The organism is Variovorax sp. GW823-FHT04F07, from assembly GCF_058795995.1.
The window spans coordinates 144,528-157,707 of sequence record NZ_JBXAIG010000008.1 but is presented as its reverse complement, the minus strand read 5'-3'; the positions used below and the strand labels follow the sequence as shown (position 1 = coordinate 157,707).

General features: G+C 69.2%; 15 protein-coding genes. 8 read left to right on the top strand and 7 right to left on the bottom strand.

Annotated elements, in window-relative coordinates:
• The first annotated feature begins 8 nt into the window (after window positions 1-8).
• The 6 genes from AC1RAA_RS28180 to AC1RAA_RS28155 all read left to right on the top strand — a co-directional run bounded on the left by AC1RAA_RS28180 (window position 9) and on the right by AC1RAA_RS28155 (window position 6,396).
• Complete coding sequence (locus AC1RAA_RS28180; RefSeq protein WP_492727754.1) at window positions 9-1,115, top strand: ABC transporter ATP-binding protein; 1,107 nt, start codon at window positions 9-11, stop codon at window positions 1,113-1,115.
• Window positions 1,116-1,152: 37 nt separating this feature from the next.
• A complete protein-coding gene (locus AC1RAA_RS28175; protein WP_492727753.1) occupies window positions 1,153-2,202 on the top strand; it encodes an NAD(P)-dependent alcohol dehydrogenase in 1,050 nt (349 codons plus the stop codon).
• 108 nt (window positions 2,203-2,310) lie between these two features.
• On the top strand, window positions 2,311-3,138 hold the full coding sequence (locus AC1RAA_RS28170) for an SDR family oxidoreductase (RefSeq protein ID WP_492727752.1): 828 nt from the start codon (window positions 2,311-2,313) through the stop codon (window positions 3,136-3,138).
• Window positions 3,135-4,472 (top strand): flavin-containing monooxygenase, encoded by a 1,338-nt coding sequence (locus AC1RAA_RS28165; RefSeq protein ID WP_492727751.1) that lies wholly within the window; start codon window positions 3,135-3,137, stop codon window positions 4,470-4,472. The genes AC1RAA_RS28170 and AC1RAA_RS28165 overlap by 4 nt, the downstream gene beginning before the upstream one ends.
• A gap of 26 nt (window positions 4,473-4,498) precedes the next feature.
• Window positions 4,499-5,401 (top strand): bile acid:sodium symporter family protein, encoded by a 903-nt coding sequence (locus AC1RAA_RS28160; protein WP_095746086.1) that lies wholly within the window; start codon window positions 4,499-4,501, stop codon window positions 5,399-5,401.
• Window positions 5,398-6,396 carry an SDR family oxidoreductase gene (locus AC1RAA_RS28155; RefSeq protein ID WP_492727750.1) on the top strand — a complete coding sequence of 333 codons (999 nt, stop codon included), beginning with the start codon at window positions 5,398-5,400 and terminating at the stop codon, window positions 6,394-6,396. The genes AC1RAA_RS28160 and AC1RAA_RS28155 overlap by 4 nt, the downstream gene beginning before the upstream one ends.
• Here AC1RAA_RS28155 and AC1RAA_RS28150 read toward each other — a convergent pair.
• On the bottom strand, window positions 6,383-7,297 hold the full coding sequence (locus tag AC1RAA_RS28150) for a LysR family transcriptional regulator (protein ID WP_492727749.1): 915 nt from the start codon (window positions 7,295-7,297) through the stop codon (window positions 6,383-6,385). The two genes, AC1RAA_RS28155 and AC1RAA_RS28150, sit on opposite strands and share 14 nt — an antisense overlap.
• A 101-nt stretch (window positions 7,298-7,398) precedes the next feature.
• Here AC1RAA_RS28150 and AC1RAA_RS28145 point away from each other — a divergent pair, with 101 nt between their 5' ends.
• Entirely contained in the window at window positions 7,399-8,160 is a 762-nt protein-coding gene (locus AC1RAA_RS28145; RefSeq protein ID WP_492727748.1) for a sulfite exporter TauE/SafE family protein, read from the top strand.
• Between the two features lie 12 nt (window positions 8,161-8,172).
• On the opposite strand, the gene AC1RAA_RS28140 is transcribed toward AC1RAA_RS28145, so the two are convergent.
• From AC1RAA_RS28140 to AC1RAA_RS28115, 6 genes are all read right to left on the bottom strand, one after another.
• Complete coding sequence (locus AC1RAA_RS28140) at window positions 8,173-8,664, bottom strand: NUDIX domain-containing protein (RefSeq protein ID WP_062476510.1); 492 nt, start codon at window positions 8,662-8,664, stop codon at window positions 8,173-8,175.
• A 13-nt stretch (window positions 8,665-8,677) separates the two neighbouring features.
• The gene (locus tag AC1RAA_RS28135; RefSeq protein WP_062476513.1) at window positions 8,678-9,127 is read right to left on the bottom strand and encodes a GatB/YqeY domain-containing protein; all 450 of its coding nucleotides are present in this window, start codon (window positions 9,125-9,127) and stop codon (window positions 8,678-8,680) included.
• A 111-nt stretch (window positions 9,128-9,238) separates the two neighbouring features.
• Window positions 9,239-9,451, bottom strand: coding sequence for a 30S ribosomal protein S21 (gene rpsU, locus AC1RAA_RS28130; RefSeq protein ID WP_007833691.1), 213 nt, complete (start codon window positions 9,449-9,451; stop codon window positions 9,239-9,241).
• Between the two features lie 110 nt (window positions 9,452-9,561).
• A complete protein-coding gene (locus tag AC1RAA_RS28125; protein ID WP_492727747.1) occupies window positions 9,562-10,779 on the bottom strand; it encodes a BaiN/RdsA family NAD(P)/FAD-dependent oxidoreductase in 1,218 nt (405 codons plus the stop codon).
• Window positions 10,776-11,561, bottom strand: a complete 786-nt coding sequence (locus tag AC1RAA_RS28120) for a YaeF family permuted papain-like enzyme (RefSeq protein WP_159276073.1) — start codon at window positions 11,559-11,561, stop codon at window positions 10,776-10,778. Before AC1RAA_RS28120 ends, AC1RAA_RS28125 begins: the two co-directional genes overlap by 4 nt.
• A gap of 2 nt (window positions 11,562-11,563) precedes the next feature.
• Window positions 11,564-12,688, bottom strand: a complete 1,125-nt coding sequence (locus tag AC1RAA_RS28115; protein WP_159276074.1) for a sterol desaturase family protein — start codon at window positions 12,686-12,688, stop codon at window positions 11,564-11,566.
• A gap of 81 nt (window positions 12,689-12,769) precedes the next feature.
• On the opposite strand from AC1RAA_RS28115, the gene AC1RAA_RS28110 reads away from it, so the two are divergent.
• Complete coding sequence (locus tag AC1RAA_RS28110) at window positions 12,770-13,156, top strand: hypothetical protein (protein WP_369646411.1); 387 nt, start codon at window positions 12,770-12,772, stop codon at window positions 13,154-13,156.
• Window positions 13,157-13,180 lie beyond the last annotated feature (24 nt).

Genomic DNA, 13,180 nt, shown 5'->3' with positions numbered 1-13,180 from the left:
AACAAAAAATGTCTGCCATCCGCTGTCACCACCTCATCAAGCGCTACGGGGAAACGCAGGTCGTCCACGCCTTCGATCTCGACGTGGCCGACAACGAGTTCGTCGTGTTCCTCGGCCCCTCGGGCTGCGGCAAGTCGACCATCCTGCGCATGCTCGCGGGCCTGGAAGACATCAGCGGCGGCGACCTGCACATTGGCGGCCAGCGCGTGAACGACCTGCCGCCGCAGGAGCGCGGCATCGCGATGGTGTTCCAGAACTACGCGCTGTACCCGCACATGACGGTGCGCGACAACATCGCGTTCGGGCTCAAGCGCCTGAAGGTGCCCAAGGCCGAGATCGACAGTCGCATCAAGGAGGTGTCGGACACGCTGGGCCTGGAGCTCTACCTGCAGCGCAAGCCCACCGAGCTGTCGGGCGGCCAGCAGCAGCGCGTGGCGATTGCGCGCGCCATGATCAAGACGCCGAAGGTGTTCCTGTTCGACGAGCCGCTGTCGAACCTCGACGCCAAGCTGCGCAACCACATGCGCATCGAGATCGCGAAGCTGCACCAGACGCTGAAGACCACCACCGTGTACGTCACGCACGACCAGCACGAGGCCATGACGCTGGCCGACCGCATCGTGCTGCTGCGCGACGGGCGCATCGAGCAGGTCGGCACGCCGCAGGAAATCTTCGAGCGCCCGCGCTCGGCCTTCGTGGCCGGCTTCATCGGCACGCCGCCGATGAACCTGATGGAGATGACGGTGCACGGCCTGGATGGCGGGCAGTGCGAGCTGCGCGGAGGCGGTGGCTCGGTGCGCGTCGATGCGCGCCGCTTCGCGCTCGAAGGCCGCGCGCGCGTGACGCTGGGCGTGCGCCCGGCGCACCTGCACCTCGACACCGCCGGGGCGAACGGCGAAGGATTTGCCGGCGAGGTCCAGCTCATCGAATACCTCGGCAACGAAGTGCTGGTGAGCGTGGGGCAGGGCGGCGAAGAGATCGCCGTGCTCCTGCCGTCCGCGGCGGGCCCCCGGCTCGGCGAGCCGCTGCGCTTCGTGGCCGATGCGCAGCAGGTGCACCTGTTCGATGTCGCGACGGGCGCTTCGCTGCTGCGCCCGGACGCCGTTATGCACTGAGTGCGCAGCCCCATTTCAACCCTCTGAGAAAGATGCAATGAAAGCACTGGTTCTGGAAAAGGCGCACGAGATCACGCTGCGCGATGTCGAGCTGCCGCTGCACGTTGGCCCGCGCGACGTGAAGATCCGCATGCACACCGTGGGCGTGTGCGGCAGCGATGTTCACTACTACCAGCACGGCGGCATCGGCCCCTACGTCGTCGATGCGCCCATGATCCTCGGCCACGAGGCCTCGGGCGTGGTGGCCGAGGTGGGCGCCGAAGTCACCCACCTGAAGCCCGGCGACCGCGTCTGCATGGAGCCCGGCATTCCCGACATGGACTCGCGCGCCGTGCGCGAAGGCTTCTACAACCTCGACCCGGCTGTGCGCTTCTGGGCCACGCCGCCGATCCACGGCTGCCTCACGCCCTACGTGGTGCACCCGGCGGCCTTCACCTTCCGCCTGCCCGACAACGTGAGCTTCGGCGAAGGCGCCATCGTCGAGCCGCTGGCCATCGGCCTGCAGGCCGCGAAGAAGGCGGCGCTGAAGCCGGGCGACGTGGCGGTGGTCGTCGGCGCCGGCACCATCGGCGCGATGACGGCGCTGGCCGCGCTCGCGGGCGGCGCGGCGCGCGTGATCCTGGCCGACCTCGTGCCCGAGAAGCTGGCGCTGTTCGCCCACAACCCGGCGGTGACGACGGTCGACGTGCGCAGCACCAGCCTCGCCGACACCGTGCAGGCCCTCACCGACGGCTGGGGCGCGAACGTGGTCTTCGAAGCCAGCGGCAGCGCGCGCGCCTTCGACAACGTGTTCGACCTGCTGTGCCCCGGCGGCTGCCTCGTGCTGGTGGGCATACCCGCCGCCAAGGTGCCTTTCGACATCGTCGCGATCCAGGCGAAGGAGGCGCGCATCGAGTCGGTGTTCCGCTACGCCAACATCTTCCCGCGCGCGCTGGCGCTCATCGCGTCGGGGCAGGTCGACGTGAAGCCCTTCATCTCGCGCACCTTCGCGTTCGAGGACGGCATCGCCGCGTTCGAGGAGGCTGCGGCCGGGCGCGTCACGGATGTGAAGATCCAGATCGAATTCCCTGCCGCCGAAGCCGCCTGAACGCCCCGCAAGGGCGCGGGACAAGGGGAAACGCTGGGGAGTGCGCCGGCAGGGCGCGGCTACAGTGGCTGCGTTTTGCCACTTGCAGCCTTGCGCGCTTCCTTGCCCATGCTCTTGCCGTTTCGCAATGTCGTTCTCACCGGTGCCTGCGGCGGCCTGGGGCAGGCGCTGGCGCGTGCGCTGATCGATGGCGGTGCGCGCGTGGCACTGGTGGGGCTCGACACCGCACGCCTCACGGCGCTCGCTGCCCAAGGTGACGGGCGCTGCAAGGCCTACACGCCCGACGTGTCCGACAGCTCCGCCATGCAGGCGATGGCGGCCGACTGGATGCAGCGCTTCGGCCCGCCCGACCTCGTGATCGCCAACGCGGGCGTGGCGGGCGGCTACGACACCGCCGAGGCCGACGACCTGGCCGTGTTCCGCCGCATGCTCGAGATCAACCTGCTCGGCGCGGCCACCACCTTCCAGCCCTTCGTGCAGCCGATGCGCGCAGAGGGCCGCGGCGCGCTCGTGGGCGTGGCCAGCATCGCGGGCTGGCACGGCATGCCGGGCAACGGCGCCTATTGCGCGAGCAAGGGCGGCCTGATCCGCTATCTCGAAAGCCTGCGCGCCGAGCTGCGCGGCACGGGGCTCACGGTGCACACGGTGAGCCCGGGCTACATCCGCACGGCGCTCACGGCCGGCAACCGCTTCGCGATGCCGGGGCTGCTCGAAGCCGACGCGGCGGCGCGCCAGCTGCTGGCGGGCCTGGCGGCCCGGCGCGAAAAGATCGTGCTGCCGCGGCGCATCGGCTGGCTGTCGAGAGCACTCGGCCTGTTGCCCGCGCCGCTGCACGACCGCCTCCTGCGTGGGCAGCCGCGCAAGCCGCGCGTGGGCGAGGCGGGCGCCACCGCCATCCCCGGCCTGAATTCCCAGAAAGAACCTCCTCGCCGATGACGTCTTCCGCTGCCGCCGCCACCGTTCCGACGCACGAACAGATCGCCCTCATCGGCGCTGGGCCCTCGGGCCTGGCGGGCGCCCGCAATCTGCAGAAGCTCGGCGTTCCGTTCCAGGGCTTCGAGGCGCACGGCGACGTGGGCGGCCTCTGGGACATCGACAACCCGCGCTCCACGGTCTACCACTCGGCGCACCTGATCTCGAGCAAGCGCACGACCGAGTTCGCCGAATTCCCGATGGCCGACACCGTGGCCGACTACCCGAGCCACCGCGAGCTGCGCCGCTACTTCAGTGACTTTGCCGACCGCTTCGGCCTGCGTGCGCACTTCCGCTTCGGCACGCGCGTGCTGCGTGTGGAGCCGGTGAGCGACGCGCCCGACACGCGCTGGCGCGTCAGCGTCGAGGCGCCCGATGGCACCGTGGAGACCGACGAGTACAAGGGCGTGGTGATCGCCAACGGCACGCTCTCCGAGCCCAAGCACCCGCAGTTCGAAGGCCACTTCGACGGCGAGCTGCTGCACACCAGCAGCTACAAGCACGCGGAACTGTTCAAGGACAAGCGCGTGCTGATCGTCGGCGCGGGCAACTCGGGCTGCGACATCGCGGTCGATGCGGTGCACTATGCGCACAGCGTCGACATCTCGGTGCGGCGCGGCTACTACTTCGTGCCCAAGTACGTGTTCGGCAAGCCGGCCGACACGCTGGGCGGAAAGCGCCCGCTGCCGCCGTGGCTCAAGCAGAAGGTCGACGCCACCGTGCTGCAGTGGTTCACCGGCGACCCGGTGCGCTTCGGCTTTCCCAAGCCCGACTACAAGATGTACGAGTCGCACCCGGTGGTGAACTCGCTGGTGCTGCACCACGTGGGCCATGGCGACATCGGCGTGCGCGCCGACATCGCGCGGCTCGCCGGGCGCACCGTGCATTTCAAGGACGGCAGCGCGCGCGACTACGACCTGATCCTCACGGCCACGGGCTATGCGCTGCACTATCCGTTCATCGACCGCGAGCTGCTCAACTGGCAAGGCATGGCGCCGCGCCTGTACCTCAACATCTTTTCGCCGCGCTTCGAGACGCTGGGTGTGCTCGGCATGATCGAGGCGAGCGGCATCGGCTGGCAGGGGCGCTACGAGCAGGCCGAGCTGCTGGCGCGCTACTTCCGCGCGCAGGCGGCGGGCTCGCCCAAGGCCGTGGCGCTGCGCACGGCGGTGCAGGGGCCGCCGCCCGACCTGTCGGGCGGCTTCAAGTACCTGCAGCTGGAGCGCATGGCTTACTACGTGCACAAGGACACCTACCGCGCGGCCGTGCGCCAGGCCGCTGCCGCATTGGCTGACTGATCGTCTTTCTACAAGGGGTTCCGCGCATGCTGCCTGTCGACGAGATCCGCCTGCACTTCAACCCGGCCTCGCTGGTGCTGCTCAACGTGGTGCTGGGCTTCCTGATGTTCGGCATTGCGCTGGACACGCGCATCGATGACTTCAAGCGCGTGGCGCGCATGCCCGGTGCGATGGCGGTGGGCATCGGCGCGCAGTTCGTGGTGCTGCCGGCCGTGACCTTCGTGCTCACGCTGATCCTGCAGCCGGGCCCAAGCATCGCGCTGGGCATGATCCTCGTGGCCTGCTGCCCGCCGGGCAACATCTCGCAGATCCTCACGCACCGCGCGGGCGGCAACGTGGCGCTGTCGGTGTCGATGACAGCCATCTCGAATGCGCTGTCGATCGTGGTGATGCCGCTGAACTTCGCGTTCTGGGGCGGCCTGCATCCCACGGCCTCGGTGCTGCTCAAGACCATCGCGCTCGACCCCTTCGACATGCTGGGCCACATCGTGATGATCATCGGCATTCCCTTCGTGCTGGGCGTGGCCTGCGCGCACAAGCTGCCGGGGCTCACGGCGCGCATCAAGAAGCCGGCGCGCATCCTGAGCTTCCTGGCGCTGATCGCCTTCATCGTCGGCGCCATCGCGGGCAACTGGCGCTACTTCCTCGACTACGTGGGACTGGTGCTGATGGCCGTGGTGATCCACGACGCGCTGGCCTTCGGCACCGGCTACCTGTGCGCGCGGCTTTCGGGGCTGGGCGACTACGACCGGCGCGCGGTGGCCATCGAAGTCGGCATCCGCAACGCGGGGCTCGGGCTGGTGCTGATCTTCAGCTTCTTCGGTGGGCTCGGCGGCATGGCCGTGGTGGCCGGCGTGTGGGGCTTCTGGGACATCATCGCGGGCCTGGCGCTGGCGAGCTGGTGGGGGCGCAAGCCTGCGACGCCATGAGCGAGGTCTGGAAGGCGTCCGCGCGGCGCGTGCTGGTGACGGGCGGTGATGGTTTTCTCGGGCGCAGCGTGCTCGCGGCATTGGCCGCACAGGGCACCTTCGAAACGCTGGTGGCACTCGACGTGCGCGAGGTGCCCACGGAGCGGCGGCTGCCCGGCGTGGCCTACCTGCAGCAGGACGTGCGCGACGACGGCATCGCCGACGTGCTCGCCGAGCACGCGATCGACACGGTGGTGCACCTCGCGTCCATCGTCACGCCCGGCAAGGACTCGAACCGCGCCTTCGAGCATTCGGTCGACGTGGGCGGCACGCGCAACGTGCTCGACGCCTGCGTGGCATGCGGCGTGGGGCACATCGTGGTGTCGTCCAGTGGGGCGGCCTACGGCTACCACGCGGACAACCCGGCCTGGATCACCGAGTCGCAGCCGCTGCGCGGCAACCCGGTGTTCGCCTATGCCGACCACAAGCGGCAGGTGGAAGAGATGCTGGCCGACTGCCGCAGGCAGCACCCCGCGCTGGCGCAGACGGTGCTGCGCATCGGCACCATCCTCGGCGAGCGCGTCGACAACCAGATCACGGCGCTGTTCGAGAAGAAGCGGCTGATCGCCATCCGCGGCAGCGACAGCCCCTTCGTGTTCGTGTGGGACGAGGACGTGACCGGCGCCATCGCCCATGCGCTCGGCGGCGCGCCGCCCGGTTGCTACAACCTCGCGGGCGACGGCGCGCTCACGATCCACGAGATTGCCGCGCGCCTGGGCAAGCGCGCCATCGCCTGGCCGGCCGGCGTGCTGCAGGCGGCGCTGGCCGCGGGCTCGGCCTTGGGTGTGAGCCGCTACGGGCCCGAGCAGCTCGACTTCCTGCGCTACCGGCCGGTGCTGCTGAACACCGCGCTGAAGACCCAGTTCGGCTACGTGCCGCGCAAGACCAGCCGCGAGGCCTTCGAGGCCTTCGTCGCGGCGCGTGCACGGCAGGGGCGGCCGGTCACTTCCGCGTAGCGTCCGCCGGCGGCGGTGGTGGCGCGGTGAGGTAGTCGAGCATGCGCCGCGCATTCAGTGGCAGATCTTCAGACGAGCGCACGCAGGCCATCAGCGTGCGCTCGGCCCACGGATCGGCCAGCGAGGCGCGCGCGATCTTCATCGAACGGGCGCAGCGCTCGGCCGCGGTCTGCGGCACGATGCCCACGCCGATGCCGTACTCGACCATGCGGCACACGGCCTCGAAGTTGCGCACGCGCACGCGGTAGGCCAGGTGCCTGGCGAGCGCGCGCACGTGCCCGGTGATCAGCTGCTGCAGCGCGCTGTCGGCGGGCAGGCCGACGAACTCGCTGTCGACCACCTCGGCCAGGTGCACGCGCCGCCGGCCGGACAGCGAGTGGCCGCGCGGCATCACGAGCACGAGGTCGTCGCGGCGGAAGGGGTGGCATTCGAGGCCGTCGCTGTCGATGGCGTCGGAGACGATGCCGATGTCGCACAGACCGCTGCGCAGGGCCTCCACGGTGTCGGGGCTGGCGCGTTCCTCGAGGTCGACCGAGATGCGCGGATGCTCGGCCAGGAAGCGGCTCAGCACCTCGGGCAGGTGCTCGGTGAGCGCCGAGGTGCCGCACATGAAGCGCACGTGGCCCTTGAGGCCCTGGCCGTACTCGCCGAGTTCGCCGCGCAGCCGCTCCATCTGCTGCAGCACGACGCGCGCATGGTGCAGCAGCGTGCGCCCGGCCTCGGTGGGGCGCACGCCCTGCGCATGGCGCGTGAGCAGCGGCGTGCCGAGGGCGTCTTCCATGCCGCGCACGCGCTGGCTGGCCGAGGCCAGCGTCATGTGCGAGCGGCCGGCGCCGGCCGTGAGGCTGCCGGCTTCGACGACGTGGAGAAAGAGCCGCAGGTCGGTCAGATCGAATCGCATGGTGGGCCGCAAGGTAGCACGCCAGCCTCAGCCTGTGCCTGAGGCTGGCTGCGCGAAAGCCGCATTTCCAGTGAAGGCGCCGGTCGGCAGACTCCGCGGCGATGACGATCTCCAATGACGCGATGGGCCTGTGGGCGGCGGCTGCCGCGGTGTTCCTGCTGGCCGGCCTGATCAAGGGCGTGATCGGCCTGGGCCTGCCGACCGTGGCGATGGCGCTGCTCGCGCTGTGGATGTCGCCCGCGCAGGCGGCGGCGCTGCTGATCGTGCCGTCGCTGGTCACCAACCTCTGGCAGACCGGACCGCGCGCCAGCTTCGGCGCGGTGTTCCGCCGCATCGGTCGCATGCAGGCCGGTGTCGTGGCGGGCACGCTCGCCGGGGCGTGGTGGCTGGGCGTACCGGCCGGGGCCTGGGCCTCGCTGGCGCTGGGCGTGGCGCTGGTGATCTATGCGTTGTGGGGGCTGACGGGGCGGCAGCTGCACGTGAGCGACGCACGGGCGCGCTGGCTGGGTCCCGTGGTGGGCGCCGCGACGGGGCTGGTGACCTCCGTGACCGGCGTGTTCGCGGTGCCGGCCGTGCCGTACCTGCAGGCGCTGGGTTTCCAGCGCGATGCGCTGATCCAGGCGATGGGCATCTCGTTCACCACCTCGACCATGGTGCTGGCCCTGGGGCTGGCGGCCAACGGAAGCTACCCGGCGGCGGTGCTGGGCGGGTCGTTGGCGATGCTGGTGCCGGCCGTCGGCGGCATGGTGCTGGGCACCTGGTTGCGGCAGCGGCTGCCGGTGGCCGTGTTCCGGCGCTGCTTCCTGATCGGGCTGGCGCTGTTGGGGGCGTACATGGCGCTGCGCGCCGTCATGTCCGCCTGATCCCGTGATCGGTCAGCTGGCGGCCAGCAGGGCCGCGCGCACGCGCTCGATGGTCTGGCGGTAGGGCAGGGCGAAGTCCTCGATGGCCGCGTCGGCCTCGAGCCAGCGGAACGAGAACACCAGGCCTTCTTCTTCCGGGCTGCCCGTGGCCATGTGCTCGAAGGTCTCGGGCAGGGCGCGGTGGTCGCGCATCAGGAAGATGTGCCAGCGCTGCGGATGGCGGTGCGTGTTGCCTTCGACGCCGGCTTCGCATTCGCGCTCCAGCGTGCCCAGCGATTCGAGCCGGCCGGCGAACACCAGGCCCGACTCTTCGAGCAGCTCGCGCCGCACGGCCGCTTCGGGCGACTCGCCGGGCTCGATGGTGCCTTTGGGCAGCTGCATGTTGCCGTCTTCGGGATGGCGGAACACCAGCAGCCGGCCCTGCGCATCGACCAGGCAGGCGCAGGCCTTCGGGATCGTCGCGACGGGGGCGGCGCCGAGCGGGCTGCTGCTGCCGTTCTTCATGGCGGTGGCCGCCTCAGGCGCCCGTGAGGGCGGCCTTGACCGCGGCGCTGACCTGGCCCATGTCGGCCTTGCCGGCCAGGCGGGTCTTGACCACGCCCATCACCTTGCCCATGTCGCCGGGGCCCGAGGCGCCCAGTTCGGCCACGATGGCCTTCACCGCGGCGGCCGTTTCATCGGCGCTCATGCGCTGGGGCAGGTAGACCTCGAGCACCTTGATCTCGGCGGCTTCCTTGTCGGCCAGATCGGCGCGGCCACCCGTGGTGAACGCGGCGATCGAGTCCTTGCGCTGCTTGACCATCTTGTCGACGATGGCTACGACCATGGCGTCGTCCAGCTCCACGCGCTCGTCGACTTCCTTCTGCTTCATGGCGGCGAGCAGCAGGCGGATGGTGGCCAGGCGCTCCGAGTCCTTGGCGCGCATCGCCGTCTTCATGTCTTCGGTGATTTGTTCTTTGAGAGTCATTCTTCGCAACCTTTCGGAAAAAACAAAAGCCGCGGCAGGTTTCCCTGGCGCGGCTGGTGCAACGGGGCGCTGGCGAGGACTTTCGTCGGGGCCAGCCGCCCTGGGCGTTGCTTAGTACAGCTTCTTGGGGAGCTGCATGCTGCGCACGCGCTTGTAGTGGCGCTTGACCGCAGCTGCCTTCTTGCGCTTGCGCTCGGCCGTCGGCTTCTCGTAGAACTCGCGGGCGCGCAGGTCGGTCAGCAGGCCGAGCTTTTCGATGGTGCGCTTGAAGCGGCGCAGGGCGACGTCGAAGGGCTCGTTTTCTTTAACGCGGATGGTGGTCATTGATGAATCGTTGAAATGGATTTGGCCGGGGGAGATCGAGGCCCCAAGCCGGGGTTCCTCAACTGAAAACTTTTTGCGGCCGTTGAGGGAAGGCCAGAGTTAGCCCGCGATTATAGCGCGGTTGCGCACGCATGTGCGCTCGCCCACGCCCATTGGAAGTTGTATCCGCCCAACCAGCCGGTCACATCGACCACTTCGCCGATGAAATACAGGCCCGGCTGCTTCGATTCCATGGTCTGGGACGACAAGTCGCGGGTGTCGACGCCGCCCGCCGTCACCTCGGCCTTCTTGTAGCCCTCGGTGCCGCTGGGGGTGATCTGCCAGCGGGCGATGCGCTCGGACAGCGCCGCCAGCGCCTTGTCGGTGGCTTCGTTGACCGGGCGCTGCAGGGCCGGGTCTTCGCCCACCCAGGCGTCGGCCAGGCGCGAGGGCACCAGCGCGGCCAGCTCGTTGGCGATGCGTTTCTTCGAGCGCCGCTTGGCGTCGGACAGCGACTCGGCCACGTCCATGCCGGGTGCGAAGTCGAGCGTCAGCGGGGCGCCGGGCTTCCAGTAGCTCGAGATCTGCAGCACCGCCGGGCCCGACAGGCCGCGGTGGGTGAACAGCAGGTCTTCCAGGAAGGCCATCTTGTCTTTCTTGCCGCCGGTCTCGATGCGCACCGGCAGCGCCAGCCCGGCCAGGCCGGCGTAGGGTGCCCAGGCGTCGCCGCCGAAGGTCAGCGGCACCAGCGCCGGGCGGGGCGTGACCAGCCGCAGGCCGAACTGCTCGGCGAGCCGGTAGCCGAAGTCGCTCGCACCAATTTGGGGAATCGACAGGCCGCCGGTGGCCACCACGAGCTTGGGCGCGTCGATCGGTCCGCGCGTGCTACTGATTTGGTAGCGCCCGTCGACAAAGGCAATGTCGCCGAGCTTGCACGGCTGCCAGCGTTCGACGTTGCCGGCGGCGCACTCGGCCAGCAGCATGTCGACGAGCTGCTGCGAGGAGCCGTCGCAGAACAGCTGCCCCTTGTGCTTCTCGTGGTACGCGATGCCGTGGCGCTGCACCATGTCGATGAACTGCTGCGGCGCGTAGCGCGACAGCGCCGAGCGGCAGAAATTCGGGTTGTCGCCGACGAAATGGCGCTGCGGGGCGCGCACGTCGAGGTCGCGGTTGGTGAAGTTGGCGCGACCGCCGCCCGAGATGCGGATCTTTTCGCCGACCTTCTCGCTGTGGTCGACCAGCAGCACGCGCAGGCCGCGCTGGCCCGCCAGTGCGGCGCACAAGAGACCGGCGGCGCCGGCACCGACGACAACGACGTCAAAGGAAGAAGAGGAAGGAGAAGAGCTCAAGCGGGTCCGTCCGCCGCCAGCACCGGCGGCGGGTTGTATTTGAGGTGGCCCACGTAGCGCAGCGGCTGCGTGGCGGCGATCGAGGGCACGTCGCCCTCGCGCATGTGGAGCAGGTCGGCCGGGCTCACCCAGCGCGGGTCGGCGTCGGTGATCGGCACGCCGGCCTGGCGGTAGGCCTCCAGCACGAACTGGGAGCAGAAGAACTGGTCGTTGCGGCTGGCGCCCAGTTGCACCGTGGCCAGGCCGCTGATGCAGTACGCGCTGACGGCCGAGGGAATCAGCGGCAGTTCGCACAGCCGGCGGTTCAGCACGAAGGGCGCGTTCAGCAGCACGCCGGCGGTGTTGTAGCGGGTGCCGACCTGCGAATGCGCCCACTCGCGCATCTTCTCGACGTCGGCCTCGACGAGGCCCGGCACGCGGAAGGCCACGACCATCTGCTCTTCGTCGACCACCTCGGCCAGCGGCCGCGCGCGCACGCCGGTGCCCACGGCCTCGGCGATCTGGCCGTCGCCCAGGTAGAGCACGGCATGGCTCACCGGCGAGAAGGTGCCCAGGCGGATGCCGAACGAGTTCACCGTGGCGATCGAGGTCAGCAGGATGTCGCCGGGCGCCAGCACCTCGGCGCCGATCAGCTCGCCGCCGTTGCCGGGGGCGATCACCGAGCTCTGCACGCGCAGGCGCAGGCCGGAGGTTTCGGAAGGCATCTCGATGCGCGTGGCGCAGGCCGAGAGCAAGAGCGGCAGCGCCGCGGCGAGCGCCACGGCGCGAAGAAGGGAGGCCATGGTCATCCCTTCCAGACGAACGGGAACTTCAGCTGCTTGAAGAAGCCGTTGGGCACGTAGTCGCCCAGCACGCCGTACTTCTCGGGCCAGAGCTTGGTGCTCTTCACCGCGGTGCCGAAGAGGTAGTCGAGGAAGGCGTAGTGCGCCGCGTAGTTCTTGTCGAGCGCCTCGATGTCCTGGCTGTGGTGCCAGTGGTGGAAGTTGGGCGTCACGATCAGGTAGCGCAGCGGGCCCAGCCGCACGCTCACGTTGCAGTGGTTGAACACCGCCTGGAAACCGACCACCACGATGTAGGCGTCGATCACGTCCTTGCTGAAACCCAGCACGTAGATGGGTGCGAGCACCAGCGTGCGCGTGATCAGCAGCTCCAGGATGTGCTGGCGCGAGCCCGCCATCCAGTCCATGCTCTTTACGCTGTGGTGCACGGCGTGCAGGCGCCACAGCACCGGCACCTCGTGGTAGGCGCGGTGCGTCCAGTACTGCACGAGGTCGGCCACCAGGATGATCAGCAGGATGCCGGCCCAGAACGGCAGGTTGCTCACCCAGCCGCGGATGCCGTCGTTGGCGGCCCAGCCGAAGAGCTTGTGCACCATGAGGTTGGTGGCCAGCAGCACGAAGCCCACGATCATGTGGTTCACCACGAAGTGATGAAAGTCGGTCTGCCACTCTTCGCGGAACACCGGCTGGTCCTTGCGCAGCGCAAAGAGCTTCTCGATGAAGATGAAGATCAGCGACGAGCCCAGCAGGTCGAGGATGAACCAATCGAGCCCGATGTACGGCGTGTGGTCCGCGAAGTCGTGCACCGGCACCTTGTGCCCGCCCAGCAGGGCCGACACCACCACCAGCAGGAACGCGGCCGACGACAGCCAGCGCGAGCGGTTGAAGATGATGTTGACCAGCGAGAGCCCGCCCGCGATGACCAGCGCCGTGAGCAGGATGACGCGCATCACGTCGACGTTGTAGCTCTTGCGCAGCTCGGGCGTCGTCAGGTACTGCGGGAAGTGGAAGGCCAGCACGCCCAGGAAGCACAGGGCGGCGAGGCTGAAGGCGATGGTGCCCGTGACCAGACCGCGCCCGCGGCGCAGCTCGCCGTGGCTTTCGGTGAATTCGTTGAGTTTGTCGAGCATCCCTGCCTCTTCCTTCTTGTTCGTTGGGCCGGGCGGGATTTTAGGCGGCGCCCGGACGGCGGCGCTACACTGCGCCTCCTCATGGCCCGCCGCTCTCTCCGTCGCTGCACGACCGCGATTTTCGTGGTCCTGTCGCTGCTGTTCTCGCAGCTGGCGCTGGCAGGCTATGTCTGCCCCGGCGCGTCGGACAGCCCGGGTTCGATGGCCGACATGATGGCGTCGGGCGAGCCCTGCGAAGGCATGGACATGGCCCAGCCGGTGCTGTGCTTCCAGCATGCCGCCGACCTGTCGCTGTCCTTCGAGCCGGTGAAGCTGACCACGCCTTCGCTGCCGGCCATCGTGCAGCTCGTGGTGATGCCCCTGGTGCTGGTGTCGGAAGGCCATGTCCTTCCGCCGCAGGCCGTGCCGGAGCGGCAGCATCCACCGCCCGATCCCGTTTTTCTCGCCACGCGCCGACTGCGCGTCTGACATCTCCGTCGACTGACCGGTGCT